At 40.4% G+C, this 24,684-nt stretch carries 22 protein-coding genes; 3 read left to right on the top strand and 19 right to left on the bottom strand.

Annotated elements, in window-relative coordinates:
- Window positions 1–42: 42 nt before the first annotated feature.
- Window positions 43–453, top strand: coding sequence for a hypothetical protein (locus H6779_04400; protein USN87621.1), 411 nt, complete (start codon window positions 43–45; stop codon window positions 451–453).
- Between the two features lie 132 nt (window positions 454–585).
- On the opposite strand, the gene H6779_04395 is transcribed toward H6779_04400, so the two are convergent.
- The 5 genes from H6779_04395 to H6779_04375 form a co-directional block, all read right to left on the bottom strand.
- Window positions 586–822, bottom strand: coding sequence for a glutaredoxin family protein (locus tag H6779_04395; protein ID USN87620.1), 237 nt, complete (start codon window positions 820–822; stop codon window positions 586–588).
- A 59-nt stretch (window positions 823–881) separates the two neighbouring features.
- Window positions 882–1,265 carry a septum formation initiator family protein gene (locus H6779_04390; protein ID USN87619.1) on the bottom strand — a complete coding sequence of 128 codons (384 nt, stop codon included), beginning with the start codon at window positions 1,263–1,265 and terminating at the stop codon, window positions 882–884.
- A gap of 152 nt (window positions 1,266–1,417) precedes the next feature.
- Window positions 1,418–3,211, bottom strand: a complete 1,794-nt coding sequence (lepA, locus tag H6779_04385; protein USN87618.1) for an elongation factor 4 — start codon at window positions 3,209–3,211, stop codon at window positions 1,418–1,420.
- Window positions 3,212–3,264: 53 nt separating this feature from the next.
- Window positions 3,265–4,929, bottom strand: coding sequence for a hypothetical protein (locus H6779_04380; GenBank protein USN87617.1), 1,665 nt, complete (start codon window positions 4,927–4,929; stop codon window positions 3,265–3,267).
- A 5-nt stretch (window positions 4,930–4,934) separates the two neighbouring features.
- A complete protein-coding gene (locus tag H6779_04375; protein ID USN87616.1) occupies window positions 4,935–7,418 on the bottom strand; it encodes a tetratricopeptide repeat protein in 2,484 nt (827 codons plus the stop codon).
- Window positions 7,419–8,251: 833 nt separating this feature from the next.
- On the opposite strand from H6779_04375, the gene H6779_04370 reads away from it, so the two are divergent.
- A complete protein-coding gene (locus H6779_04370) occupies window positions 8,252–9,184 on the top strand; it encodes an IS30 family transposase (protein ID USN87615.1) in 933 nt (310 codons plus the stop codon).
- Between the two features lie 37 nt (window positions 9,185–9,221).
- On the opposite strand, the gene H6779_04365 is transcribed toward H6779_04370, so the two are convergent.
- The 6 genes from H6779_04365 to H6779_04340 form a co-directional block, all read right to left on the bottom strand.
- Window positions 9,222–9,806 carry a DUF192 domain-containing protein gene (locus tag H6779_04365; GenBank protein USN87614.1) on the bottom strand — a complete coding sequence of 195 codons (585 nt, stop codon included), beginning with the start codon at window positions 9,804–9,806 and terminating at the stop codon, window positions 9,222–9,224.
- Between the two features lie 27 nt (window positions 9,807–9,833).
- The gene (locus H6779_04360) at window positions 9,834–10,595 is read right to left on the bottom strand and encodes a ZIP family metal transporter (protein USN87613.1); all 762 of its coding nucleotides are present in this window, start codon (window positions 10,593–10,595) and stop codon (window positions 9,834–9,836) included.
- 81 nt (window positions 10,596–10,676) lie between these two features.
- Window positions 10,677–11,930, bottom strand: a complete 1,254-nt coding sequence (locus tag H6779_04355) for a magnesium transporter (GenBank protein USN87612.1) — start codon at window positions 11,928–11,930, stop codon at window positions 10,677–10,679.
- 126 nt (window positions 11,931–12,056) lie between these two features.
- The gene (locus H6779_04350) at window positions 12,057–12,878 is read right to left on the bottom strand and encodes a SurA N-terminal domain-containing protein (protein USN87611.1); all 822 of its coding nucleotides are present in this window, start codon (window positions 12,876–12,878) and stop codon (window positions 12,057–12,059) included.
- A gap of 76 nt (window positions 12,879–12,954) precedes the next feature.
- Window positions 12,955–13,713: a 23S rRNA (guanosine(2251)-2'-O)-methyltransferase RlmB gene (rlmB, locus tag H6779_04345; protein USN87610.1), complete on the bottom strand. Its 759-nt coding sequence runs from the start codon at window positions 13,711–13,713 to the stop codon at window positions 12,955–12,957.
- A gap of 48 nt (window positions 13,714–13,761) precedes the next feature.
- On the bottom strand, window positions 13,762–15,009 hold the full coding sequence (locus H6779_04340) for a PAS domain S-box protein (GenBank protein ID USN87609.1): 1,248 nt from the start codon (window positions 15,007–15,009) through the stop codon (window positions 13,762–13,764).
- Window positions 15,010–15,102: 93 nt separating this feature from the next.
- On the opposite strand from H6779_04340, the gene H6779_04335 reads away from it, so the two are divergent.
- Window positions 15,103–15,471, top strand: a complete 369-nt coding sequence (locus H6779_04335; protein USN87608.1) for a response regulator — start codon at window positions 15,103–15,105, stop codon at window positions 15,469–15,471.
- Window positions 15,472–15,546: 75 nt separating this feature from the next.
- Here H6779_04335 and H6779_04330 read toward each other — a convergent pair whose 3' ends face one another.
- The 8 genes from H6779_04330 to H6779_04295 form a co-directional block, all read right to left on the bottom strand.
- A complete protein-coding gene (locus tag H6779_04330) occupies window positions 15,547–16,188 on the bottom strand; it encodes an HAD family phosphatase (protein ID USN87607.1) in 642 nt (213 codons plus the stop codon).
- An 88-nt stretch (window positions 16,189–16,276) separates the two neighbouring features.
- Window positions 16,277–17,971, bottom strand: a complete 1,695-nt coding sequence (locus H6779_04325; protein ID USN87606.1) for a DUF2207 domain-containing protein — start codon at window positions 17,969–17,971, stop codon at window positions 16,277–16,279.
- A gap of 114 nt (window positions 17,972–18,085) precedes the next feature.
- Window positions 18,086–19,486 (bottom strand): hypothetical protein, encoded by a 1,401-nt coding sequence (locus H6779_04320; protein ID USN87605.1) that lies wholly within the window; start codon window positions 19,484–19,486, stop codon window positions 18,086–18,088.
- 107 nt (window positions 19,487–19,593) lie between these two features.
- Complete coding sequence (locus tag H6779_04315; protein USN87604.1) at window positions 19,594–20,898, bottom strand: DNA polymerase IV; 1,305 nt, start codon at window positions 20,896–20,898, stop codon at window positions 19,594–19,596.
- Window positions 20,895–21,473 carry a repressor LexA gene (gene lexA, locus H6779_04310; GenBank protein ID USN87603.1) on the bottom strand — a complete coding sequence of 193 codons (579 nt, stop codon included), beginning with the start codon at window positions 21,471–21,473 and terminating at the stop codon, window positions 20,895–20,897. Before lexA ends, H6779_04315 begins: the two co-directional genes overlap by 4 nt.
- Window positions 21,474–21,585: 112 nt before the next feature.
- Entirely contained in the window at window positions 21,586–22,431 is an 846-nt protein-coding gene (locus H6779_04305) for a hypothetical protein (protein ID USN87602.1), read from the bottom strand.
- A gap of 132 nt (window positions 22,432–22,563) precedes the next feature.
- Window positions 22,564–24,213 (bottom strand): multicopper oxidase family protein, encoded by a 1,650-nt coding sequence (locus tag H6779_04300; protein USN87601.1) that lies wholly within the window; start codon window positions 24,211–24,213, stop codon window positions 22,564–22,566.
- A 43-nt stretch (window positions 24,214–24,256) separates the two neighbouring features.
- A complete protein-coding gene (locus H6779_04295; GenBank protein USN87600.1) occupies window positions 24,257–24,658 on the bottom strand; it encodes a hypothetical protein in 402 nt (133 codons plus the stop codon).
- Between the last annotated feature and the right edge of the window lie 26 nt (window positions 24,659–24,684).

The following is a 24,684-nucleotide window of genomic DNA, read 5'->3' as shown; positions in this document are numbered from 1 at the left end:
CTGTTTTTAAATTAGATTTTCTTTATGGGAGGAGTTAGTTCTATGCATAAAGAAGGAGAATTTTCATACGTAGCAGTACTTGGCGTAATTCACGATCGTGCCCTGCAAGAGTCATACGAATTACTAACTTTTTTGACAGGACACAAAGTAGATCTTAGTAATTTTTCACAAGCCAGAAAAGAGTGTCTTGCTGATTTAGAAAGTAAATTTCCAGAATTAGCTACTATTCATGTAATAGAGGCATTTCGAGAATTAAATCAAATACAAATGGGTGACACATTATGTGACGAAATGGTTGTGAAAGAATGGCTTTTAAGACACCAAAATATACTTTTAGTATACGGCAAAAAACTTCTGATTAAAAAAATCACGCACAGTGAAAACTCAGGTAACAGAAGAGCTAGAAACCTCATGTATTTACGTGACTTCGTTACAAAAAAACTCAACTGGTAACCCTACCTAAAACATTTTTAGGTAGGTTCTTTTTTTGTTTAACAGTCAAGAAAGCAAAAGCCCCGCGCCTACGGCGCGGGGCTTTTGCTTTCTACTTTATCAAAGTTCACTTACTTAAATTTAGATAAATTACTACAGACCAAGCAGTTCCTTTACTTTCCCTTCATCAAACCCAATAACCACATCATCACCAATCTTTATTACCGGTACTCCCATCTGATTAGTCATATCCACCATTTCTTTGGCTTTATCATGGTCAGCAGCCACATTATGTTCGGTAAATTCTACATTATTAGCCTTAAAAAAATCTTTAGCGGCGTGACAAAAATGACAAGTCGGGGTCGTATATATAGTTACTGCTTTATCCATAATTTATATTTTATTTTATTTCTTATTTTTAACTACGTAAAGCTAAGTATACCATCAAATTACCAAAATTTGTACCAAGGTCGATTATTATCTTGATCGGTACTGGTCGATGATAGAGGCCTGACTGTAGTAGCAGTATCGTCATCCATAATTATCACCACCTGTTCCCCTTCCCTAGCGACATCAAACTGGCGACGCATTTCCGCTTCGATCCCCCTCTCGCTGGACAAATACTCCACTTCTTTCTCCAAATTATCCTTTCGATCTTTTAAGTCAGATAATTCCTTTTCTACCGCTAGACGCTTTTCCGACATCTCCTTAGCAATCAAATACCGGTCATAGGCACTCCACAAAATAAGGATGGCCGCTAAAAAAATGAACACTTGAGTAACACGAGAGTTTAGCACCGTTCTAAATTTTCGCTTTTGATGAAAATCAAACATGTGCTAATATTCTAACATTATGAGTATACTTTTTTCCAAACGAGGTAAGAGGGTCATAAAGTGGGTCTGGGGAATCATCGCTGTACTTTTGATACTTAGTATGATCTTTGTTTTTTCAGGTAGCGGTCAAATGTTCACCAGCAGCGCAGTCCCTACTCACTCTTCACCATCTTCATAAAGACTTCCTGCGGTATATTTACTTTACCTTTTCCACGTTCAAGCATTTTCTTCTTGCCACGTTTTTGGTTTTCACGCAGTTTCATCTTACGCGTAATGTCACCTCCATACAGGTGCCCTGTCACATCTTTCTTAAGCGCTGAGAGTGTTTTAGAAGCAATTATCTTACCTTTGACCTTCGCCTGAATTTTCGTTACAAACTGCTGCCTTGGTAGCGTCTCATACAATTTTTCTACCATGGCTCTAACGTCATATTCAGCCCGCCTCTCGCCCACCACTCTAGAAAAGGCCGGTACCAACTCCTCAGCTACCAACAAATCCAAGCGGACTACCTCAGCCGGCCTAAGTTCAGCTATTTCGTAAGACAATGAAGCGTAACCACTGGTTACGTTTTTGAGTTTATCGAAAAAGTTACGCATCAGTTCACGTAATGGCATTTCGATAGAGATAAGATTGCGTCCATCACCGAATATTTCGGTGTCAATAACCATAGCCTCATGCTCATATAATAACGTCAAGACTGATCCCATGTAATCAGGCGGTAAGATAATCTGTCCCAATATCCACGGCTCTCGTATAGTTACCTTCTCGCCATGATCCGGAAAACGAGAAGCGGCATAAACCTGTTCGACCGCGCCGTCACTATCTGTAATTTCGTAGGAAATAGAAGGCGCGGTAATGATGATATCAATGGTAAATTCCCGTCTCAATCTTTCAGCAATAATCTCCATATGAAGCATTCCCAAAAAACCACAGCGAAAACCACGACCTAAAACACCAGACGATTCTTCTTCGTAAGAGAGTGAAGAATCAGATAACTTTAAACGCTCTAAGGCCTGGCGCAGAATAGTAAAATCATCTTGCTCACTAGGAAAAACGGAAGCCCAGACCACCGGCTTCGCCTCCATGTATCCAGTCAAAGACGGAGCTGGTGACTTGTCGAAAGTCAAAGTATCGCCCACCGTGGCCACGCCTGGCTCTTTTATACCAGTTACTATGTAGCCAATGTCCCCCGCCTGAAGTGAATCAACCGGAGTTTCGTTTGGGGTCACCACCCCCACTTCAAGCGCTGTAAAACTGCGACCGCTGGCGTTAAACCTAAGCACATCCCCTTTCTTTACCATACCATCAAAAACCCGCATAAAAACGATGATGCCCCGGTGATTTGAATACTGAAAATCAAAAATTAAACCACGATAAGTGTCGAGCTTGCTAGGAGATGGAGGTGGTATCTTAAGACAAATCCTTTCTAATAACTCATTAACCCCCGCACCGGTTTTACCGGAAACTAAAATTATTTCCTCGCGTGAACACGCCAACAGATTCATCACCTCCTCTCCCACCTCATCAGGACGTGAGTGTGGTACGTCCGTCTTGGTCAAAACCGGGATGATGGTTAAGCCTTGCTCACGGGCCATTTGCAGTGTAGTTAGGGTCTGAGCTTGTATTCCCTGTGTACTATCAACTAAGAGCAACACACCTTCTACCGCCTTTAGAGCCCGAGAGACTTCATAGGAAAAATCTATGTGTCCTGGTGTATCGATAAGGTTTAGCTCATATGACACGTCTGCCAACTGATAATTCATGCGAACCGGCTGCATCTTGATAGTGATACCACGTTCGCGTTCCAGATCCATTGAGTCTAGAACCTGGTCCTTCATCTTTCTCGCCTCAACCGTTTTGGTAAGTTCAAGCATACGGTCAGCCAGAGTAGATTTTCCGTGGTCAATATGAGCGATAATACTAAAATTGCGAATTTGTCGTTCCATAAATTTGTATTCTGTACTTTACCCTACTCCCGCTCTAAAAACTAGGGGTAAAGCTATTGTGGACCAATAACGGTCTTTTTAAACAATTTGGCATGTAGAGAACGACAAGCTTCATCCAACTCCTCTGAGCGCAATATGCGGTACACCAAAACCGCTGACAAAACACCAACCATCCCAGCAATCAAACCTTGTAGTAATATACCGATAAAAGTTTCTTGGTTGATACCATCGACAATAAATACCAAAGTAGCGTAAGCCGATAATCCAGCGGCCAGAGCAGCCAAGACAGCTTCCACAAGCTTTTTACCAATCCCTTGCCACTTCAGCTTAAATTTATAAGTGGCCACAATTACCAATATGACCATCTCTAGCATCACACCAACCACAAAGGCGAGGGCTAAGACAAATACTTCGGTTCCCGACACCCCATCCAACCTAAACAACGACTCTAGTGTAGAACGCATGGCTACTGAAGTATTAAACCAATACAACAATAGATAAGCAGAAGCAATCGCTGTGCTGGCACCAATCAAAGATATAATTAAAGGCAACCTGGTATTACCACCAGCGTAAAAAGTACGTATCAAAAGCAACATAAATGACTGAGCCGTAAGGGAGATAATAAATAACGCCAAAACAGCAGCGGTAAGTCTAGTATCATTCCAATCGAAAGCTCCACTACCCAGAACCACTCGGACAATCTGAGCTCGCAGGACAACCACCAAAGCAATTATCGGTAACGACCAGAAGATTATATGACGCAAGGCGGTGTAGACGTGAATATTGAAAATATCCCGTTTTTTTTGAGCAAATAAATCAGCCAAAACCGGAAAAGCTGCCACCGAGTAACTCATGCCAATAATCGCCAACGGAACCGACTGCAGGTTGTAAGCAAACTGAAAAATGGAAACTGAGCCAGCCGTCATCAGGGTCGCCATACCAACCAGAACCAGTAAAACAATCTGGTGAATTGATAAAGTAATAGCCCTTGGTATAGCCACCAACAAAACCGAACGAAGTAACGTAAAATCTAAAGATCTAACCAACCCAAAAGCAAACTCACTACGAACGATAAGTGGTAACTGTACCAACATATGCCCTAGCGCTCCCACAACCACACCAACCACCAGACCCACTAGGCCAAGCCATGGATAAAAAACCAAAATTCCTAAAATAATACCAATATTGTAAATAAGCGGACTAACGGCATACAAAATAAAGCGTTGAGATAATTGAGTGACCACACTAAACAGACTAGACAAGCCGAGTAAAAACGGCTGGAGCAAAAGCACCCTCAGTAAAGTCACCAGCGTATCACTATCAGACCCAAAACCGGGAAACAAAACAGAGACTAGGTAAGGAGCAAAAATAAATAATATAAAAGCAAAGAGTGAATACACTACTAGAAACATAGTGAACATCTGTCCTAGTATGTTCGCCGCCACCCTAACCCCAGACTCCTCTTTAGCCTTCGTAACAAACGGCAACAGAACATAGACAGATAAAACTGAGGCGAACAAAGCAAAAAGTAAATCTGGAATACGAAAAGCTGCGTAATATAGGTCCAGCTCGTTTCCGGCACCAAAGTTGTGGGCCAACAAGCGGTCACGCACCAAGGCTAATAATTGTGAACCAACCGCAAACAAAGCAAGAACATACGCGGCTTGGTGTAAGCCGCGTATTTCACTGTACATTAACTCTAAAACTCTCTTTACCATGCTTTTTATTCAGTTTCACTTACAACTCCCCCTTCAGTCGGTTCAACCGTCTGATTAAGTGGAGTAACTAGGTCGGTTTCAGGTACCTCTGAGGCCGTTGTAACTTCACCCTGGGTTTCAACCACCTTACCATCATTTACCGGAACAGTGAACCCGGGAGTTACTCCTTCAAATTCCCCAGCCTCAATACTTTTAATCATTGCCTTTAGCTCACTGTTGTCTTGGTTGGTTATCTCAACAATCCGTAATTGCTCTAACGCTTCATCTTTACGACCGGCATCCAAGTAATTGAGTGCTAAGAAATAACGAGCATTAGCGTAATTATTATCAAGAGCTATTGCTTGTTTAAAAGCTTCAGCGGCCTTCTCAGCTTCACCGGCCGTTGTTAAAAGTACACCAAGCTGAAAATACCTGGTTGGATTATATGGTTCAATGTTTATAATTGATTTTGTGACCGCAATTGCATTATCTGTCTTCTTTTCCAAGATATCAATCTGTGACAATAAGAATAACGCTTCGGTATAATTATTTTTTAACTGGATCGCATCACCTAATTGCTGTCGTGCAGTATTGTAATCACCCTGCCTAGCTGCCAACTGCGCCCATAATACCGAGTAACTAGGGTTGATCGGATCCAGACTTTGAGCCTGCTTAAAAGAACCATCCCGACGCTTAACCAACTCCTCTGTTTCAGACGGGTCAAGTAGACCGTAAAAACTACCGAGAAGAGCGTAGTTTACAGGGTTAGTTGAATCTAACAATATAGCTTGTTCAGCCATATTTATACCCTCAACCAAAGTTCCCTGAAAGACTTGTATGTCTTCTTCGGTTGGTTCAGGAATCGCCAGCAAACGGTACAGTTCTCCCAGTCTTAATTTAGCTCGTTCCGCTACAAAAAGATCTTGAGCAAAAAGATCTTGTGAATGTTGCAACATCGCGTCCATTTGCCCAATTGACTCAGCCGATCTTACCGCGTCTGCATAATTAACTTGGGCCAAGTATTGTTTAGTAACCTTAAATAACAAGCTACTTGAAACAACAATAACAACCAAAACTAGCACCATTAAGACCACCCCATAACGACGCTTATTAACCACATCAATAACAATATCCTTATTTGGTACCGAAACTTTGTACACTGACAAAGTAAGACCAGTCATTACAATCGCTAAAATCATTATAACCACACCAGGAACATAAACTATGGTCATAAGCCATAAGTAAATAGCGGTGAAAAAAGTGACCAAACCAACCGTAAACCAGTTACGATCCAACTTTTCAAGGTTGGGTGAGAAAAATAAACGATAACCAATATACAAAAATGATAGTAGGAAGATAACAAAAGCCATACCACCAGCCACTCCCGTTGTAGCAAAAAGAGTAGGGACAAAGCCGTTGCCAGCTGCAAAATCGGTGTTCCAAAAATTGGTTTGATTAATCACCGGATCTCTATGTAAACGCCAAGCGTCATCAAACCGATTTGGTCCAACCCCCAAAAAAGCATCTTGGCTATACACTGAACCAATAATATCAACCGTCGCCCCAACTGACGGTCTGACTTCCAAATAGTTTATATTGGATAAATTATTTATTTTGACTCCCAGATAACTGCCACCGATTATAAACACAAAAGACACCACTACTACCGCACCAGTCATAAAAAAGGCGGCTTTAGGTACAAAGTGACTTGATTCGTTTTCCCGACGCAACCAAGTATCCTTAGATAAAAGATAAAGAAGAATAAAAAGACTAAACAAACCAACAATCAGCCACACTACCGAAAAGTTAACTATAGCCAAAAACAGTAAAGACAAAAATAAGACCGCGGACGCTAGACTCTTAGCCAGAGTAGTTAGGTTGATCCTTTGCACAACCAAAAGAGTTACTAGAATCACCATTCCAGCATAAATAGCTAGATCATTAAAACTTCCGAGCCAAGAGTCAGCGCTAGATGTAAATAAACCAAAAGACAATACATCCGGACCAGCCATAAGCCTAATCAAATGAGAAGCAAGCAAAGCTAAAGTGGAGAAAATAGAAACAATAAACAATCTAGCTATGGCTGACATTTTTTCACCGAAAACTATAGTGATTGTGAGGATAACTCCTAATAAAACAAAAAAGCCAACAGTGTGAACCTCTAGTATGTTACCGTAGATAGCATCGGTTCTGTCGCCAGATAAAAGAGCTGAGGCTAAAGAAATCAAGACAAACAACCAAAACAATACTAATGTTGCCGGCAAGGAAAACCTTACTTCAGTCCGGCGCAAAATTGATACACCAAAGAGTATTAAAGCGGCAAAAATTCCAACAATAACGAAATAGGTTTTTGTAAATCCTAACGCTATATAAACATTAGGAATAAAGAAAATAGGCAACAAACCAATTGTCAAAATAAAAATAAAACGAGCCATAGTCTGCAACCAATTACTACCAACATCGTCTTTGTTGAGATTGGCTTGCTTCGGCAAAAAAATGTTTTCTTCCATATTTTTTGTGATTATAACACAGACACCTCGCTTTAAAGCGAGGTGTCTGTGGCATATAAGCCGAATTCTGTCCGAGCACCTAAGCCCGGGGTGATCATATACCTAGGATGAATATTACTATTCACCTCATGCGGTTCTCCGAGCACTTTCTGGTGACACATCTCTACATAATTTATTTTATTATCCTTAAACAAATAATATGTAAAACTGACATTTCACCAGAAAGTGCTCGGCACGACCTTGCACACAAGTAAGGATTTTGCCGTTTCACCCGATATGTCACCATACCGACTATTCCCGAAGGGAATTCTTATCGCTTTCGCTTAAGACGTCTCTGCTCGCACCTCTACCGAGCACCATTTTTGGTAATCATTCATTTACACAAGCTGAGTAAACTTAAGTAACTTCGTAAACCGCAGTGTATTTAAAATGACAACAAAAAATGGTGCTCGGTGACGGGCGTTACCCGCTACCCTGCTCCGAGCACCGAGCACTTTACGATACAATTTTCTTTTTGAACATTATCAAAAAATAAATAATGTCGGTTGAATATTACACCAAAAAGTGCTCGGTGCTCGAGTGTGTTCGGACTTTCCTCCCAGCACCATTTTTGGTAATCATTCATTTACACAAGCTGAGTAAACTTAAGTAACTTCGTAAACCGCAGTGTATTTAAAATGACAACAAAAAATGGTGCTGGGCGATCACCATGCAAAATAAATATACCACATTTTTATAAAATTTCCAGTCGCTCAACCTGAATTCTCACCCTAATTGCACAATCCTTTGCACCCTAATTGCACAGGTCAAGATGACATACATACTGCTTTTGTATGTCACACAAACAAATAGGACCGGAAGACTGGCCGGTTATTTCACGTATGCTCAAAGCGGGATACTCAGGAGTGGAGATTGCGCACATTATCAACAAAGATCCAAGTGCGGTTAATAGACATATTAAAGCGTATGGTGGTCGGGATAGATACGATGCTCGCGAGGTTCGCAGAAAGAAAAAACAGGCACGTATCATTGCTATGGAAGGTACTAGAATACTCAAAGGAGTATTATTACGAGAAGTGAAACGATTATTAAAACAACACTACTCACCGGAACAGATAGTCGGAGTACGTGATGACATCTCTGCGAGCACTATCTACCGATACATTAACGAACGAGCTCCACACCTTAAACAATTTCTTCGTTCTCAGAAAGGCAAGTATCGGCGCAAACGAGGCACCAAAATACGTGAAAAAGTTCGTGAAAGAGCCAAGAAACGTCGTATTGATGAACGACCGCCCATTATTGAACGTCGCTCCCGTTTGGGAGATTGGGAGGGAGATACTATGCTGGGAAGAGACAAACGAGTACGTATTGTCACCTTCGTTGATCGCAGAAGCGGGTATCTAATTGCGTATCTTCTGCCAAAATTAAATGCTACTTTACTCACTAAACTGGCGGTGGAAAAATTCAGGCGTATACCCAAAAACAAACGAAAGACCGCTACCTTTGATAACGGTACCGAGTTCAGTGACTGGGAACGGTTTGAGAAACAAACGAGTATGACTGTGTACTTTGCTTATCCATACCACTCTTGGGAGCGTGGTACCAATGAAAATACTAACGGGCTACTTCGACAATATTTTCCGAAAGACTTGGATTTCAACACCATTACTCCACAAGAACTTTCTGAAGCGGTTCGTCGTATAAATCATCGTCCTAGAAAGAGACATAATTTCAAGTCTCCACATCAGATATTTTGGAAGTGATGGTCTGTGCAATTAGGGTGGTGATTCAAGCAATCGCCTACTTTTTAACGTTAGCCACTTCGTCACCAATACTAATCTGATGCTGATCAACAAAACCAGAAACTGTTTCTATTACATATAGAGCTGGAACAGATGGAGTAAATGATTCTGGGTAACTTTCTGGGGTGGCGTTCTTTTTTATATCTACAATCTTATTATTTTCGTCTACCCAGATAATATCGATTGCGTAATTCATATCTTTCATCCAAATACCATGCTCAGCCTCAGCATCAAAGACAAACAATTTGACCACATTATCAGGCAAATAGGGAGTGTCTGACAATCCCTTAATACGATCAGCCCAAGTTTTAGCCACCGAAGCCTCCACCTCTACGTTTCCGATTCGCAACGGTTTTGTCACTGGATAAATTGTATGCCAATCATCTGATTTGGTATTTTTAGTGTCTGTAACACCACCATCTTGTATATTTAGATTTGATTCAGCCAACTGGCGATTGGTTTCGCCAATCGCAATTGTTTCCATGCGCTTATTATGTTCATTAGTTAGATAGAGGAAAACTGCACCCATAACCACTAAAACAGCTAATAGAAAATAAGTTGGCCAATACTTAGTGTTAGACATTGTTTGGAAATTATAACAAAAGTTATCTTAATATTCATTATCTAGACTAGACTCTGTCAAATTACTTTCGGAGTGGTTATGTGATTCGCTTAAGAAAGTTGAAACAGAAAACATTAGAATTACCCCCAACAATACCCAAAGCATATGTTTAAAAAATTGACTTGACGTCTCATGATGAGACCGCTTCGGCAACAAATCATGGATAACCACATGCAAAAAGAATCCAACACTCACAGCCAAAAGGACCATTTCAACAGTCTCTGAAGCCAAAGCGTAATAACCAATTAGTACACCAACAAGGATTGTACTGGAAGATAGAAAGTTTATGAATAGAGCCTTCATAGTTGAAAAACCAGCCTGCTTTAAAACAAAAAATTCAGAGATCTCCTGTAACGCTTCATGAATGATGATAGAGACAGCTACTGCAAAACCAAGGGTGGCCGATGCTCCAAAAGCAGTTATCAGCACTACTCCATCAGCCGCATTATGGAGAGAGTCTCCAATAATTAAACGCTTAGCCCCGTGGTGTTTTTTGTGACAATCCTTATCATGGTGATGGTGAGTTTCCGGTAAAACAAAATGAATGCCAGACGCCAAAAGATAACCAAGTATTATTAAGCCGGCCCCTAACCAGGGAGAGGTTGCCACTGAGAACACTTCAAGACCAATTGCCCCAGCCGTGATCAAAAAAACGCCAGCCGAAAAAGAAACGAGGAATGATAATCTGTTCTCTAAGAAGTCACGAGTAGTTTTTTGAACAAAAACCACACCAACCAAAGAGATCGACATTATGACTAATGAAAAGATTAGGGCCTGAGACAACATGTCAAAAAATATAATCTAGAACTTAGATAAAATCAATGTAAGAAACTACAACAAGATCATTGTTCCTAGTCCCAAGAGAATAAACAATCCAAAGACGTCGGTAGCCGTGGAAATAAAAATAGTAGAAGTGGCAGCCGGATCTTTACCTAAATGTTTTAGTAATAGTGGCACAAAGGCTCCAAAGAAACCAGCGATGAGATGTGCCCCAACCATACTAAGCCCAACCACCACCCCTAAAAGAGGGTCGTTATTCCAAACCACCGAAATCACCGCCACTATCGAACCAATCAGAATACCGTTTAAAAATCCCGCACCCACCTCTCGCCAAATAGCCGGCATACCATTTCTTAAAGATATAGTCCCAAGAGTTATCCCACGCAACATCACCGCAAAAGTTTGACTAGCTGCATTACCTCCCATACCGGCCACAATCGGAATATAAATAGCCAAAATGACCAAAGTGGCTAAAGTATCCTGAAACAAAGAAATCATAGAACCAGCCAAAAAAGCGGTGGCCAAGTTTAAAATCAACCATTTATAACGATTTTTAAACTTGCGCCACACCGTATCAAAAGGCCGCTCATTTTCATCAACACCACTAACATTATAAAGGGACTCAGCTGGCAACTTTCCAAATAATTCCAATGCTTCATCAGCATAAATAACCCCCAATACACTCTGATCATTATCAAGAACAACTACCTTTTTACGCTTTGATTCGGTCAAAATATCAATAACCTGGGCCACCTCAGCCTGATAAGTGATGGTCTGTACTGGTGTGATATATTTTTTCAGAGTTGAACCGTTGCGATACCTCACCAAGGTAGACATCGGAACTTCACCAACCAACTGTCCATTATCGTGTATCAAGACTTCTGGGAATTTACCGGTATCGTGATAATGTTCCTCAATCGCGTCTGCCGCTTCATTGATTCTGGCCTTGCTCGGTAGTAGGACATAGTTAAAACTAATGAGCGACATTGTCGCCTTTGGATGAAAGCGTAAAAAGAATTCTATTTTTTCTCTAGCTTCAGTTTTGATTTTCTTTATTATTTTCAACCGCTGTTTGTCATTCTTAACTCTCGGCAAAATATTTTCTGCTTGACGTGGATCCAAATGATCGATGATATCGACTATTTCAGTTATCCGTAATTGACTTAGTAAGGTCTGTTGCACGTGTGGTGACAGTTCCTGAAACACAGCACTCTGCTCTCCTAAAGAAAGCGACCTCAAAAGGGCCACGCGCTCAGCTGGATCTCTAGAAATTTTTCTAACCATCTTTTCCAAATCTTTTGTCATTAGTTAAGTATAACAGGTAGCCTAGCTGGGTGGGAAAATCGGGTGTTAAAACACCCGATTTTCCCACCCAGCTAGGCTACAAAAAAACCGAGAGCATCCTCGGTTTTTTCCTTGAATGAAAGACTGTTAAATCAAAATCTCAATTTCAGCCCCTTCACGCAAATCGTCAATATAAGTACCGATCACTTCTTGCTCCTTATTGAACTTAAGCTGATCAACTATCTGATCTTTAACCTCATCAATCTCAGGTAAGCCAGCTTCTAGACCACCTGACTGATTGTAGAAATCAGTTATTTCATCTTCGGTTACCTCTATTTCATCTTTATTAACAACAGTATCGAACAACGCCTGAATTAAAATCTCATTTTCAATATCGCGTCTTAAACTTTCTTCCGTAATTCCGAATTCTGCCATTTTAACGCCAAGAGTTTCAGCACCCCCAACCCCATCTTCAATCTCACTATACCTTGCATCAATATCTTCAACACTAGCTGTCATTCCTTTTTCTACCGCCTCCTGACGCAAAAGTTCTCCGTTAACCAAGGTTTCAATTGCTTGAGAACGAAATTCAGCTATAGCTGCCTCGTCTGCTTCTATTCCCTGCAACTTAGCCATCTCCACCAACTGTTGTACCCCACTATCTAAATCACTTTTAGGAATAACTGCACCATTAACTTTAGCGACCGGTTCTCTAGCATCTAGGTAAGAAATTACACCAGTAAATAAACCAGTGTTTATCCGACCGTCACGCTCCAACATAAAAACTAAGCCAATAGCCAATACAATTACCGCAATAATCGTGGATATCAAAATACCCTTACCCTTAGAGCTGGCTTTAGTTACCGAACTAGAATCAGCCTTATCTTCTGAACCAGCAACCGGAGTCTCATCAACTCTGGTTTCACCAGTCGACACCTCTTCTTCTACTCTTTTTTTATCTTCTTCCATAAAAATAATAACAGCTAAAAAAATAAATTAACCAACGCTTACCACCAAGATGCGACTTAACGTTGTCGATATACTATCATATTTTTTCAATCAGTGCGCTAGGGTGTTTGGCACTCCACGAGGCCAGCACTACAGCAGTTGCCGCTGCAGCATTTAGTGATTCACAACGCCCGTGAATTGGTACAGAAACTATGTCATCACATAATTCCTTGGTCTTTTGTCGGAGTCCGGATCCTTCGTTACCCAAAATAAAAGCAGTTGGTTTTTCGTAAGTTTCGGTAGTAGTTGTTACCGTTCCCTCACCGTCAAGTCCATAGACCCAAAAACCGCGCTTTTGTAGATCACGAGACACACTGTTCACATTACTGATTGTAACCAGTGGAATTCGAAAAGCCATACCAGCCGAGACCTTTATAACTGTACCAGTAACTGGAGCCTGATTATGTGGAGGAATTAAAACCCCAGCCAAACCGAAGGCAGCCGCTGATCTAATAACTGCCCCCACGTTATGAGGATCTTGAACTTCACCCAAAATCAGCAAAGCTGTGTCCGAAGAAACTTCAAGCTCAGAAACAAATTTTTTATATGATACCAATAAGCGATCAGGCACGATACCCACCACCACCCCTTGGTGACTAGCCTTGGCTGATATCCCACGTGGTGGGTTTTTAAGGTTTAACAGTTTAGGCGTCAGCTCTAATTTTTCAATCTGGTTAATTATTTTCTGGTCAGAAAAATTCTCATCTAAAAAAACCTGCCCAACAATATCCGGACGCCTGTCTAATGCCTCAAAGACAGCGTGTTTACCATATATATACTCATACTCAATTTTCATGCCACCTATCCTAGCATGTTTTTATAACTTAACCATACAGTATCTTCACTAATAAGGTAAGGTAACAGTGAAGGTAGTCCCTACTTCAGTATCAGACGCCACCTCTATCTTTCCACCCAGTTTCTCAACCGACAACTTCACAATATAGAGGCCCAACCCTGTACCCTCGGTATTTTGAGCTTGCGCGTTGCTGGCCCGATAGAATTTGCTAAACAAATTATCGATTTCGTTACTTGGTATACCAATACCATTATCAGTCACCACTATCACTATGGTCTTGTTGTCATGCAATTCATAACTTAGAGTTATCTCACCACTAGCTCTTGTGTACTTAACCGAGTTTGACATCAAGTTACTAACTATAATATGCAATAGTCTTAAATCAGAGTTATAAGACAAACTGGCCGGTATGTCATGACGACTCATCTTTATGTTCTTATCAGTAATCTTTTCAATATATTCATCCACGATGGAATCTAGAAATTGAGTCATATCAATTGGCTGTAAACTCGTAGCAAAGGTTCCCATTTCAAGTTTCGACACACTAAGAAAATCGTTGATCAAGGCGATCATCCGGACAATATTACGGTCTATTTTATTTATGTACTTTGTCTGATCTTCAGTTAGAGTTCCTTTCATCTTATTCTGCAATAATTCAACGTTAAAACGAATAGCAGAGATTGGAGTCCGAAGTTGGTGAGTGGCTAAAGCCACAAACTCTGATTTGGCCGCATCAACAATTTTCTGCTCGGTAATATCTTGGATTGAAACCAGTCTCTGATCCTTAACTTCATATGGATACACGGATAATGAAGCCCATTTTATATTGCCGGCCGTGGTATGGATTTGCAATTCCTCATCATTTACCGTAACACCAGAATCAACCTTGCCTTTTACTACCGATAAGTTATCCGGCTGTTCATCAAGTAATAAGTCAAAAAAATTGAGTCCAACAATTGAGTCGGTCGAGCTCTCAAAGAAATTTACGGCAGCTGGATTAAACATGATAATTTCACCAGTCTGATTGATGGTGACATACGGTATAGGACTGCGCTCATAGATAGAATTAAATTGTTCATTAGCGTCACTCTTATAGACAGCTATCTCAGCTGAGGTTACACGTATGTTTCTGCGCGTAAGTAGATAGAGTGAAAAAGTCAAAATAATTTGTACTACAAATACAGTCATGAATACAGCTCCCGACGATTCTCCAGGCAAAATAAACCACCAGACAATCGGTAGGACCAAAGGTATCAAGACTATTAGTATGAGTTCAAAAATATCAGCCAGCTTCATTTATCTTAATAATAACAACTAACCCTGTCTTGAACACTTAAGTTGCACACATATTGCGTATGCTGTTTCTCTAGATATGCTAAGATTAAATATATGCAAAAAACAGTACTGATTATAGAGGATGAAGCTGACGTTCGTGAAGCGATGGCTGATGCTGTAAGTGAAGCCGGTTTTCAAGTCAACGTGGCTAATAACGGTGAAGCTGGTTTAAAAATGGCAATTGAAAAAAAACCCGACCTGATTCTTCTTGATATAATCATGCCGGTAATGGACGGCCACGAAACTCTAAAAAGACTTCGTCGAGACCCTTGGGGTCGCAACGCTAAAGTTATAGTATTAACTGCTATGGACGATGTCACAAATGTCGCCTCGGCTCACACAAGCGATATCACGGACTACATTATAAAAACCCAAAGTAGCCTTGAAGATATCGTAAAGAAAGTCAGACTGGAATTGGTGTAAATAAGTTGAAAAAAATACAAACCATAAGCGGCGCCGGGCTTTGCCCGGTACCGCTTATGGTTTGTATTTCACTGACTAAAATATACTTTTAAGATCTGACCAATTCTTTATTGTTTTCCAAACTTGACCTTCAAAATCATGACCCTCAAAAACTATACCGTGTCCGGTTTTTTTAAATATCTCAGCATCATTGCGGCCGTCACCAATACATGCACACTCTGTTAAAGTAATGCCTAATTCGGAACATACCGCTTCTAAATACCTGACCTTAGCAAATTTTTCCTCACCCCCTGACTTAATATCAATAAAATCACCGTTCTCAGAAAACTGTAATTCAGTATTAGCTTCATACCTATCAATACCGAGTTCACCCGCCACTGCCCTGGTTAACATCAAAAAAGACCCAGATATAATTACCAGCTTATAGCTTCGGTCACGTAAATAGCCCATTACTTCCTTAATTTCCGGTTTCAGCTCATAATCTAACAACACTTTTTTAGCCAAATCTGCGTTAGCTAAACCTCTTTCTTTATACAAAGCCGCCAGTTTGTCTAACCAAGCACTATATTCCAACTGTCCAGAAATATAGGCTTTGAACATTTCCTCATCCTCCTTAGCTGTAATACCAAAAGCCAAGTTTAGTTTAAACCAACTATTATCTGGAATTAGAGTACTATCTAAATCTAGACAGATTAATTTGATACCTTGACCTTGCATATGACTTGCATCATATAACAAATACTGGAAGCCGGCCATCTATCAAGCATAATTTGTGAGCTAGGCGATTATTGAATACAGATTTTAACTACCAACTACCACCTCCGCCGCCACCACCTCCGCCACCTGAAAAACCACCCCCCGATGAACCTGAGGTACCAGAACTGGTGTTGGCAGTAAAAGCACTGGAAAAAGCAGCGATGTCACTCGTGAGTTCAGTAGCAGAAAAAGTGCCAATATGATCACCTTCATACCAATCCGGCTGAGGAATGGTAATTCCCTCAAAAACCTTAGACCACTTCTTTTCAACTCCGAGGGCCACCGCGTACGGTAAATATTTCATAAATAATTCAGGGCTTTTTTCTGGGGCATTATGAAAATCAAAACGCTCCTTATTGGTAACTGACAAAAACAAACGAAAGCCATCCAGATAATTCTCAACCTCATAACCCTTTCTGGTCAAACGAGCACTAAGCAAGAGGACAATCAAAATGATCGTTGGAATAAGAGCATAAAAAGCCAAGAAAATTCCCTCCTCAACCATGCCAAGCCAAATAAAAACAGCAAAAATAACAATCGGAGCAATTATGAGCAGCCAACCAAATGACGGCCAACTTTTTATTTTAAATCCAGCCTTGATTACATCTTTCTTTAAACTGGAGTTGAGACTCTGGACTAGTTTATAATTTTCAGTCCGGTTCTTGGCCAAACCAGACAACATCACAGATGCCGGCGGTGCATCATGTTCAGCAAACAAGAGTCCGGATAATTCTCTCAAGAACTTAGTTGGTATCTCCGAAAGCGGCCGCATTAGGACTATTTCATAATCATCGACAGTAAACAGTAACATGACCTTCTTTTCTGTTTTACGGATCTTAATAAAACCCTGTTCTGCTAAATATAAGATTCCAGCAGTGATATCTCTAGGATCCAACCGGCCGTCATATAAAACGCCAGTGTACATTGGTAGGTAATTTTCGTACGGTTCATATTGGGCAATAACCGGCAACTTAGTCTTGGCTTGTGTCCTAAACCGATAAACCTTATAGCTAAAGAAAATCAGCCACAATGTAACCAGGAGAAGAACGAGCGGGAAATATGATGTCTTTTCCGTGGTCAAAAAAGCTACAGTGGTCGGATCAAGCTCGGTCGCCACCGTCAAGCCGTAACCGACTCCTAATGAACTAGCTTTAAAAAAGACCGATCCATCTATTCTACGCTCGTTAACATCACAACTGCTTGAACTACCTAATAGTCCTTGATAACAGGCACTTTGGTCAGTCAAAATTCCCAAGGACTCGCCTTGAACCAAAGCTGTCGCCTGACTAATCGGTACCGACCAGTTGTTACCAGTAACGTTCCAATAAAATTCGGCCCCGTCACCACCGTAAGAGAGTGCTCCAATTAGCCGATATGTGATTTTGTAGGTATGCAAACCGGTAATGGTCCTATCGGGATCACCAATCTTTATGTTTAACATGGTGTTGGAGTCACTAACGACATATGGTTCATTTAAACCGTCCCTTAAAACAGATAGAATATCAATTTCAACCCAGCGTGTCTTATACCACTCAGTCGGTGGTTGGGCGTGTTTTTTGTCCAAGTCCCTATAAATTCCATGCCGACTGGACGACTCAAAATCATAAGCGATAGTTTCAACTACCTCCACTGTCCCATCTTTTTGTACTACATACTCAGCGGCAAAATTTTTAATTGATTCAGCTTGCACTAAATTTGTGTTAGCAAAAAAGATAACCAAAAATAAAAATAAGTAACGTAACATATTAAGAATATTGTATAACAGTTCTTTGACTAATTACGGTAGATGTCACCGTTATAGTAGACATAAATAAAAAACACCCAACGGGTGTTTTTTATTTATCAACTTAACCACCAACTAGCTAGCGTCAGTCTTGAACCTCTCAACATCACCACAAACTAGAGTGTCATCATTATCTTCATTCTCAAACTGGACACAAATACTGGTAAAGTACTCAGTATCAGCTTCAAGTTCTTCAACTTTTTCAGTGTATGAATCTACTCCATCAAGATCAGCATCTACACTAACCTTAAAAAGATTTTCATCTTCTACAATTCCTGTGTAAGTATCATAATCATCAGCAATATCTGAAATCTCACTTTCATTAGTGCCGTACACAAAGAAAACTCGACCGTTATCAAAGTCGTTCATATCAACTGAACCGTTTAGTTCAGCAGAAGTCGATGTTACTAGGTCAGCATCACTTGTATTAGCAGTCGGATATTCATAATTAGCCGAAGTATCGTCAGTTGTAAAATTCTCAACCGAACCACAGGTCAATACATCATCACCATCTTCGTTTTCATACTCGACACACATCGCAAAGTAATGCTCAGTATCTGTATTTAGGCTGTTAACCACCCGAGCATAATCATCATCTGTATCCAGATCAGAATCTACCAACACTTTTTGTAAATTATCACCAGACTCCTCAACCTCTACGTACTTATCGTAATCATCCTCAACATCTTCAACCATACCCTCATCCTCGCCATAAACAAAGAAGACTCGGCCATTATCAAAGTCGTTCATATCAACTGAACCGTTTAATTCAGCACTATCTTCGTCAACATTTTCAGCCTCTTCGGTTGTGGCTACAGGCTCATCACTATTACCTGAAGCACCACTTCTATCAGTGATGAAACTTAAGCGAACACCACGATCTTCGTCGCCATTTTCATCCTCCCCGACCGCTCTGAAGTAATATCGAGTATTGTCATCAAGGTCAGTCACAGTCTTACTAAAAGTACTTGGGTCAGTGTCGTCGAGATTTATTTTAGAGGTTTCTCGGTTTAGGTTATTTAGACTAGTACCGTACTCAAACCAAACCCTAGCAGTCTCAGAATTATTAAAATCAATAATTCCCCGCAAAGTAGCACTGTCGTCATTGATTGATATAGCAGACTGGGTAGTAACATCAATCTCAGCGTTATCGCCATATGATGTACCATTACGCACATCTAACAAAGCCTGTAATTGCGCTATTAAAGCCAACAACCGTGAGATTTGTGAATTATAGTAATCATCACCGTAAAAGTTGCGGTACCGATAACCATCGTCACCACCCTCATCTTCGTCTTCATCGTCATGTTCATAATAATGTTCAGACTTAAAAGATTTAGCACATTTACCATGTGAACTGATAAACCCTTGGTAACTACAAGCCGCCTCGGCTTTAGGAACAGTCACAAACATAGCTACCGGTATAACCAGAGCAACAATTAGAGCTATGTTGATTGTATTTTTTAAAATTTTCATATTCATAATAAGTTTGTCTAACTACTAATTCGCCATTCAACACAAAGAACTATTGTACTTAACATATTATTCCTGACGTTTAAAATTGCAACCTCTTACCCAAAAACTTAGCCAATCTCACCGAGCATCGGTATATTTAATCGTCGTTTAGGCATCCCCCCTTTAAATAGATCATTATTCTTAGCCGGTTCTTTTGCTTCACTCCCCCATTTTCTCTCGTTTTTAGCTAACAAACTAGAACCTAAGAAAACCGTATGTCTACCATAACGAGCTGATATTTCATCGACACTGGAAAATATTTTCGTTAAACCCTCAGATTTTGTAACAGCTCCGAATAAGTCTAATTGAGTTTCTAAACCACTTTGCAACTTCATTAAAGTTACACCAGTGGCTCGATATCGCACGTTATCCCTAAAAATTTTTTGGTAATAAGGCTTTATTGCCGAGATAATCTCTTGCGGAACCGCTGTCGGATAAGGTAATTTTATCTCACAACCGTGATATTTAAAATCCTGAGTCTTAAGAAAAAAGAAAATTGTTTCGGTAACCAAGTTCCAAGACCTAGCCTTAAGGCAAGCATTTTCGATATTTCTAGACAACTGGGAAAATACGTAATCAAAATCCGTCGACGGTGGTGTAAAAGTTTTTGTCTTACTGAGCGACTGGTAACTTTGCCTACCGGCAGCATCGACTTTGTAAACTGCCTGCCCCCGCAACTCCCGCCAGACCTCTACAATCGGCTTAGCTAAATTTTGTTCCACCCAACCTTGACTAAGGTTAACAAAATCTTGGGCCGTTCTTATTTGGTATTTTGAAAGAAAAGCTGCTGTACTACCACCAATCCCCCAAACACTCTCAATTGGTGTTTTAATCAAAAAATTATTAGCTTCAATCATCGGAATCAGAGTTAAACCAGATGGCTTCTGCCACTTTGAACCAATCTTGGCCAAAACCTTAGTCGGAGCCAAGCCAACCGAAAAAGTTATTCCTAACTCCAGCTCAAGTTCATACTTGATTCGCTCTGCCATCTTCTCATACGACATTTTGTTTACCCGCTGCATTCCACCCAAGTCAGCAAAACACTCGTCGATACTATATTCTTCTACTGCTGGTGTATAACGCCTGACAATCTCATACATTCGCCGAGAAAATAGATGGTAGGTTTCAAAATCAGACGGTAAAAAAATCACTTCCGGGTAAAGTCTCCTAACTTCAGATAAGCTCATCCCCCGCTTAACCCCAAGAGCCTTTGCTTCATAAGTAGCGGCTGAGACAATTCCTCTCTCTTGGCCGGTAACAACCGGCTTTCCCTTTAAGTGAGGTTTTTTGGCCACTTCACAAGCCGCAAAAAATGAATCTCCGTCAATATGAAGGATGGCTTTTGGCCACAAAATTGAAGTTCCCCAGGTCATAAATATTTACGAACCACCGCTGTTACCACCGCATCGACAGTTAAGGTTTCCTTGGCATAAATTGGCTTATAGTTTTTGTTGGCTGGTTCTAGATAAAGAAGATTATCCTTCTTACGTAAATACTTAAGAGTATACTCACCATCAACTGAAGCAACCACAATCTGCCCGGGTTTATAACCACCCCTCCTTTCTACCACCACCATATCCCCATCACGAATACCGGCCTCAATCATGGAGTCACCTTTCACCTTTAGGATATAAGTAGACTCTTTGTTAGGAAGCAAATATTCATCAAAGCTAATTGTGTCTTGCACCTCTTCTTCAGCTGGAGACGGAAACCCAGCCTCGACCAAGCCCAAGAGAGGTACTTTTTCATCAGCTAAAAACTTCTTACCCGGTACTAGTCGACCAGTAATTTTATCCTTAGCCAGTAAGTCACCAGTGACCAACTTGTCCACCAAGTAGCGCACCGCCCCTTTACTTTTATAACCCAACAAACTCATGAGCTCACTATAAGTTGGCATCCGCTGATGTTGATTATAAAAACTTGAGAGTTTAGTTTTGTAATCTTTCATTACTATTATTATATTAGTACGGACGTACTAATGTCAAATAGTAAACGGTAGACCAAAAGCCGCGCCATAAAATGGCGCGGCTTTTGGTCTACTCAACTTAGAGTTTTATAAATTAATGATGATCCTGCTCTTCTCCTGGAACCCAAAGTACATGAGTAATCAACTGCATTCCATTATCCAAATTTCTAACATAAACTGAATTCTTGCCTTGAGCATCTTGCGCAATTGCCTGTCCCCATTCAGCTGGGTTTACAGTAGTCGAACCCAATCTCTTCTTGCCACCGGACCCTTTACCTGGCTTACTACCACCACTCGTTGTGTCGTTTAGGTGAGCGTAGATTAATTGTAATTCATCATAGTCATGTTGGTTTGGTCTTTCGTTGTTTAAGGTACCGTTAGTACCAAGTATACCAGTTGGATCACTAGTGTAGTCCATACAAGAACCTAGGTTTAGATTATAAAAATCTTCATCTTGATGAGCTAGTCCGAAAGTGTGACCGACTTCTTGACACATAACCATATTTTTCCAAGCGCTAGTGTTGTACTGTGGTAAATTGAAGTAGGTATCATTCATCATAGTTACCGCCTGAGCAATGTGCGCTTCTTTACCACGATAGGTCCAGATCTGAGCGATGCCTAACCAGCCGTTGTTTCCGTATTCACCATTACACACCTCCACTTGACCCAGCACCGGATCACAATTAGTTTGACCGGCTCCCGCTACAATCTGATTTTTGATCACTGACTGATTCCAATCAACCGCTGCTAAATTAAGGCTTGAATCCCAATCGACTGAGGTTAGGTTATTCCCCAATTTTAAAGGATTATCAATAGTATCCTGAGTTGATAAATTCCAATGATATTTACCCCAAGCATGATTAGCGTACACAGTAGTGGCCAAAAGGCCAACTATTGATACAACTAACGCCACATAGGATATTTTTATAGTCTTTGACATAAATATTCTAAAATTTCTAAACTGTTTAATGACATTTCACATTATAGCACGAGTAAGGATCTCTTGCCGCTCAAACAATAAAACCATCAGTTTAAACTGATGGTTTTATTGTTTGACTGATTTATTAGTTTTTTATTCAACAATTAAATCAAACATCATCCCAGCATGCATATGCTCAGCAATGTGGCAGTGTGCCAGCCACTCTCCTTTATTGCTCATATCAACCAAAATGTCCACTGTCTGTCCTTTTGGGATCAAAACCGTATCTTTCCACTGTAAGTTATCATTAGCTTTACCATCAACCGCCAAAACTACAAATCTCTGTCCGTGAAAGTGAATTGGGTGCTGCATCGGATGTAAACCTTTTTCATCGTTGTAAATAGAAACTTTAACCATCTGTCCAGCTTCAAAATTCCAACTGATATCACTATTTTTCTTACCCGTCTCCTGATCTTCAATTACCCACTTAGTATTTTTATCAGTACTCATGCTATTCATCATGAGCATGTTATCTTCCCACTCAATTCCGTCATTATGACCACCGCTATGATCATCATCTTCCAAATATGATTCACAGCCCGGCATATCCGGCATCATTCGACAATGTTCACGCATTGCATCATCACCATGTTCATCATCAGAAGCAGTCATCATACCGACCATATCACCAGCCACTTCTATATCTAATCTCAATTTCTTATCAGGATCTTTACTTAACCAATCAGACATACTCTGACGAATAGTTAGATAATCATCATTCGAACGAAGTTTCTCAAACGGTACGATTTCACCATCTCCTCCGTCCCTAACTATTACTGTACCGATCTTTTTACCTTGATGAACAATTTGGTAAGTTCCAGCTTTTGAATACAAGACTTCCAACACATAGCGCTCAGCTGGAGCAATAATCACATCGTCAACCATTTTTTCGTGTTCAATTCGACCATTATCGCCTCCCACCAACTTTACCTCAGCCCCCAGTAAGGTAACGTCGAAAGTTCGTGTGTTAGCAACGTTTGTCAAATACAATCTTGTAACCTTACCTTTTTCTACCTCTAAAGAATAGTCAGAACGGTCATTAATCAATAAAGTGTTACCAAACCGGCCCATCATGGTATGAGTTACACTTTCTGAACTAAATTCTCCTCCCTTTAGAAAATCATCTAGAATTAAATATTCTTCTTGTCCAACCTCGTTCCAGTACCCCAGCTCCGTCACCACCATGTTGCCGTAAAGTCCCAGCTCTTGCTGATAATCTTCACGCACATGCGGATGATACCAATAGATACCAGCGTCAGGAAACTCAAGTTCATAGGTAAAAGTTTCACCAACCGGAATTGGCTTTTGACTCAAAGGAGTGGCCCCGTCAAACCGGTAGTCTCCCCGTAAACCGTGTGAATGAAGTGCTGTTTCCATATCAATTTCATTCTTAAAATTTACAGTTACCTTTGCCCCCTTCTCAACTTTTATAATTGGACCAGGTATCTGACCGTTGTAAGCTAACCTTTTTATCATTCGATTTCCCACCTCCCGTTTCACAATTGAAGCTGTCAGATCAAAAGTATCACCATCTTTGAGTTCAACTACTTCAGTTGGTTTAACCAAAGGTACAGTGTCGTCTAAAAGCTTGGTCAAATCACCGCCCTCACGATTGTAATCATAATTACCACCCATCATCGTGCCGTGCGGATAAACATCGTCTGATTCGTTGTATGTACCGTACCCAATCACAGCAGCCAACACTAATATTGCTATACCGATAAAAATTAATGCGTATTTCATCTTAAATCTTAATTAAGCCTAATAATAATTTACTCAGAAATACTTAAAATGACTTGGGATTTAAAACACCATCTGAAAAAAATTCTTGTAAATATCGCGAATAAAAAGTATAGGTCAGCTCTCTCAGTCGTTGTTTTATAAAAGATGCCCGTAATATTGGAAAGCTAAATAATAAGTTTGGAGCAATTGAAACTAGTAGTAAAACCATCAACACAAAAACAATAGTGGGCATGACCGCTATATACATAGTCTTCCAAGCCTCAATATGATCAATCAAGCTCATCGGACAAACTGTCTCTTGATGAGACATAAACGGACAATCAGACATACCAGTAACACCAATATTGTGTAAATGAAACAGACTAAAAAACAGAACACTAGCAAAAGCCACAAAAATAAAAGCAGAAGCTATTTTCCTTACCACTTCCACGATTTTAGTTGTCATTAATGCAATTATACCAACCCTCTGCT

The organism is Candidatus Nomurabacteria bacterium (assembly GCA_023898525.1).
Taxonomy (GTDB): domain Bacteria; phylum Patescibacteriota; class Minisyncoccia; order Phycocordibacterales; family UBA918; genus OLB19.
The sequence above is the reverse complement of the archived record's forward strand: the minus strand, read 5'-3'. Positions and strand labels throughout refer to the sequence as shown.

What these genes read in the sequence shown, in the direction of transcription:
- H6779_04370 (USN87615.1), top strand. Translation starts at nt 8,252, where the DNA reads ATGTCACACAAACAAATAGGACCGGAAGACTGGCCGGTTATTTCACGT.
- H6779_04380 (USN87617.1), bottom strand. Translation starts at nt 4,929, where the DNA reads ATGGTAAAGAGAGTTTTAGAGTTAATGTACAGTGAAATACGCGGCTTA.
- H6779_04300 (USN87601.1), bottom strand. Translation starts at nt 24,213, where the DNA reads ATGAAATACGCATTAATTTTTATCGGTATAGCAATATTAGTGTTGGCT.
- H6779_04365 (USN87614.1), bottom strand. Translation starts at nt 9,806, where the DNA reads ATGTCTAACACTAAGTATTGGCCAACTTATTTTCTATTAGCTGTTTTA.
- H6779_04355 (USN87612.1), bottom strand. Translation starts at nt 11,930, where the DNA reads ATGACAAAAGATTTGGAAAAGATGGTTAGAAAAATTTCTAGAGATCCA.
- H6779_04350 (USN87611.1), bottom strand. Translation starts at nt 12,878, where the DNA reads ATGGAAGAAGATAAAAAAAGAGTAGAAGAAGAGGTGTCGACTGGTGAA.
- H6779_04335 (USN87608.1), top strand. Translation starts at nt 15,103, where the DNA reads ATGCAAAAAACAGTACTGATTATAGAGGATGAAGCTGACGTTCGTGAA.
- rlmB (USN87610.1), bottom strand. Translation starts at nt 13,713, where the DNA reads ATGAAAATTGAGTATGAGTATATATATGGTAAACACGCTGTCTTTGAG.
- H6779_04400 (USN87621.1), top strand. Translation starts at nt 43, where the DNA reads ATGCATAAAGAAGGAGAATTTTCATACGTAGCAGTACTTGGCGTAATT.
- lexA (USN87603.1), bottom strand. Translation starts at nt 21,473, where the DNA reads ATGAAAGATTACAAAACTAAACTCTCAAGTTTTTATAATCAACATCAG.
- H6779_04295 (USN87600.1), bottom strand. Translation starts at nt 24,658, where the DNA reads ATGACAACTAAAATCGTGGAAGTGGTAAGGAAAATAGCTTCTGCTTTT.
- H6779_04315 (USN87604.1), bottom strand. Translation starts at nt 20,898, where the DNA reads ATGACCTGGGGAACTTCAATTTTGTGGCCAAAAGCCATCCTTCATATT.
- H6779_04390 (USN87619.1), bottom strand. Translation starts at nt 1,265, where the DNA reads ATGTTTGATTTTCATCAAAAGCGAAAATTTAGAACGGTGCTAAACTCT.
- H6779_04375 (USN87616.1), bottom strand. Translation starts at nt 7,418, where the DNA reads ATGGAAGAAAACATTTTTTTGCCGAAGCAAGCCAATCTCAACAAAGAC.
- H6779_04330 (USN87607.1), bottom strand. Translation starts at nt 16,188, where the DNA reads ATGCAAGGTCAAGGTATCAAATTAATCTGTCTAGATTTAGATAGTACT.
- H6779_04305 (USN87602.1), bottom strand. Translation starts at nt 22,431, where the DNA reads ATGTCAAAGACTATAAAAATATCCTATGTGGCGTTAGTTGTATCAATA.
- H6779_04360 (USN87613.1), bottom strand. Translation starts at nt 10,595, where the DNA reads ATGTCGATCTCTTTGGTTGGTGTGGTTTTTGTTCAAAAAACTACTCGT.
- H6779_04340 (USN87609.1), bottom strand. Translation starts at nt 15,009, where the DNA reads ATGAAGCTGGCTGATATTTTTGAACTCATACTAATAGTCTTGATACCT.
- H6779_04395 (USN87620.1), bottom strand. Translation starts at nt 822, where the DNA reads ATGGATAAAGCAGTAACTATATATACGACCCCGACTTGTCATTTTTGT.
- H6779_04325 (USN87606.1), bottom strand. Translation starts at nt 17,971, where the DNA reads ATGTTACGTTACTTATTTTTATTTTTGGTTATCTTTTTTGCTAACACA.
- lepA (USN87618.1), bottom strand. Translation starts at nt 3,211, where the DNA reads ATGGAACGACAAATTCGCAATTTTAGTATTATCGCTCATATTGACCAC.
- H6779_04320 (USN87605.1), bottom strand. Translation starts at nt 19,486, where the DNA reads ATGAAAATTTTAAAAAATACAATCAACATAGCTCTAATTGTTGCTCTG.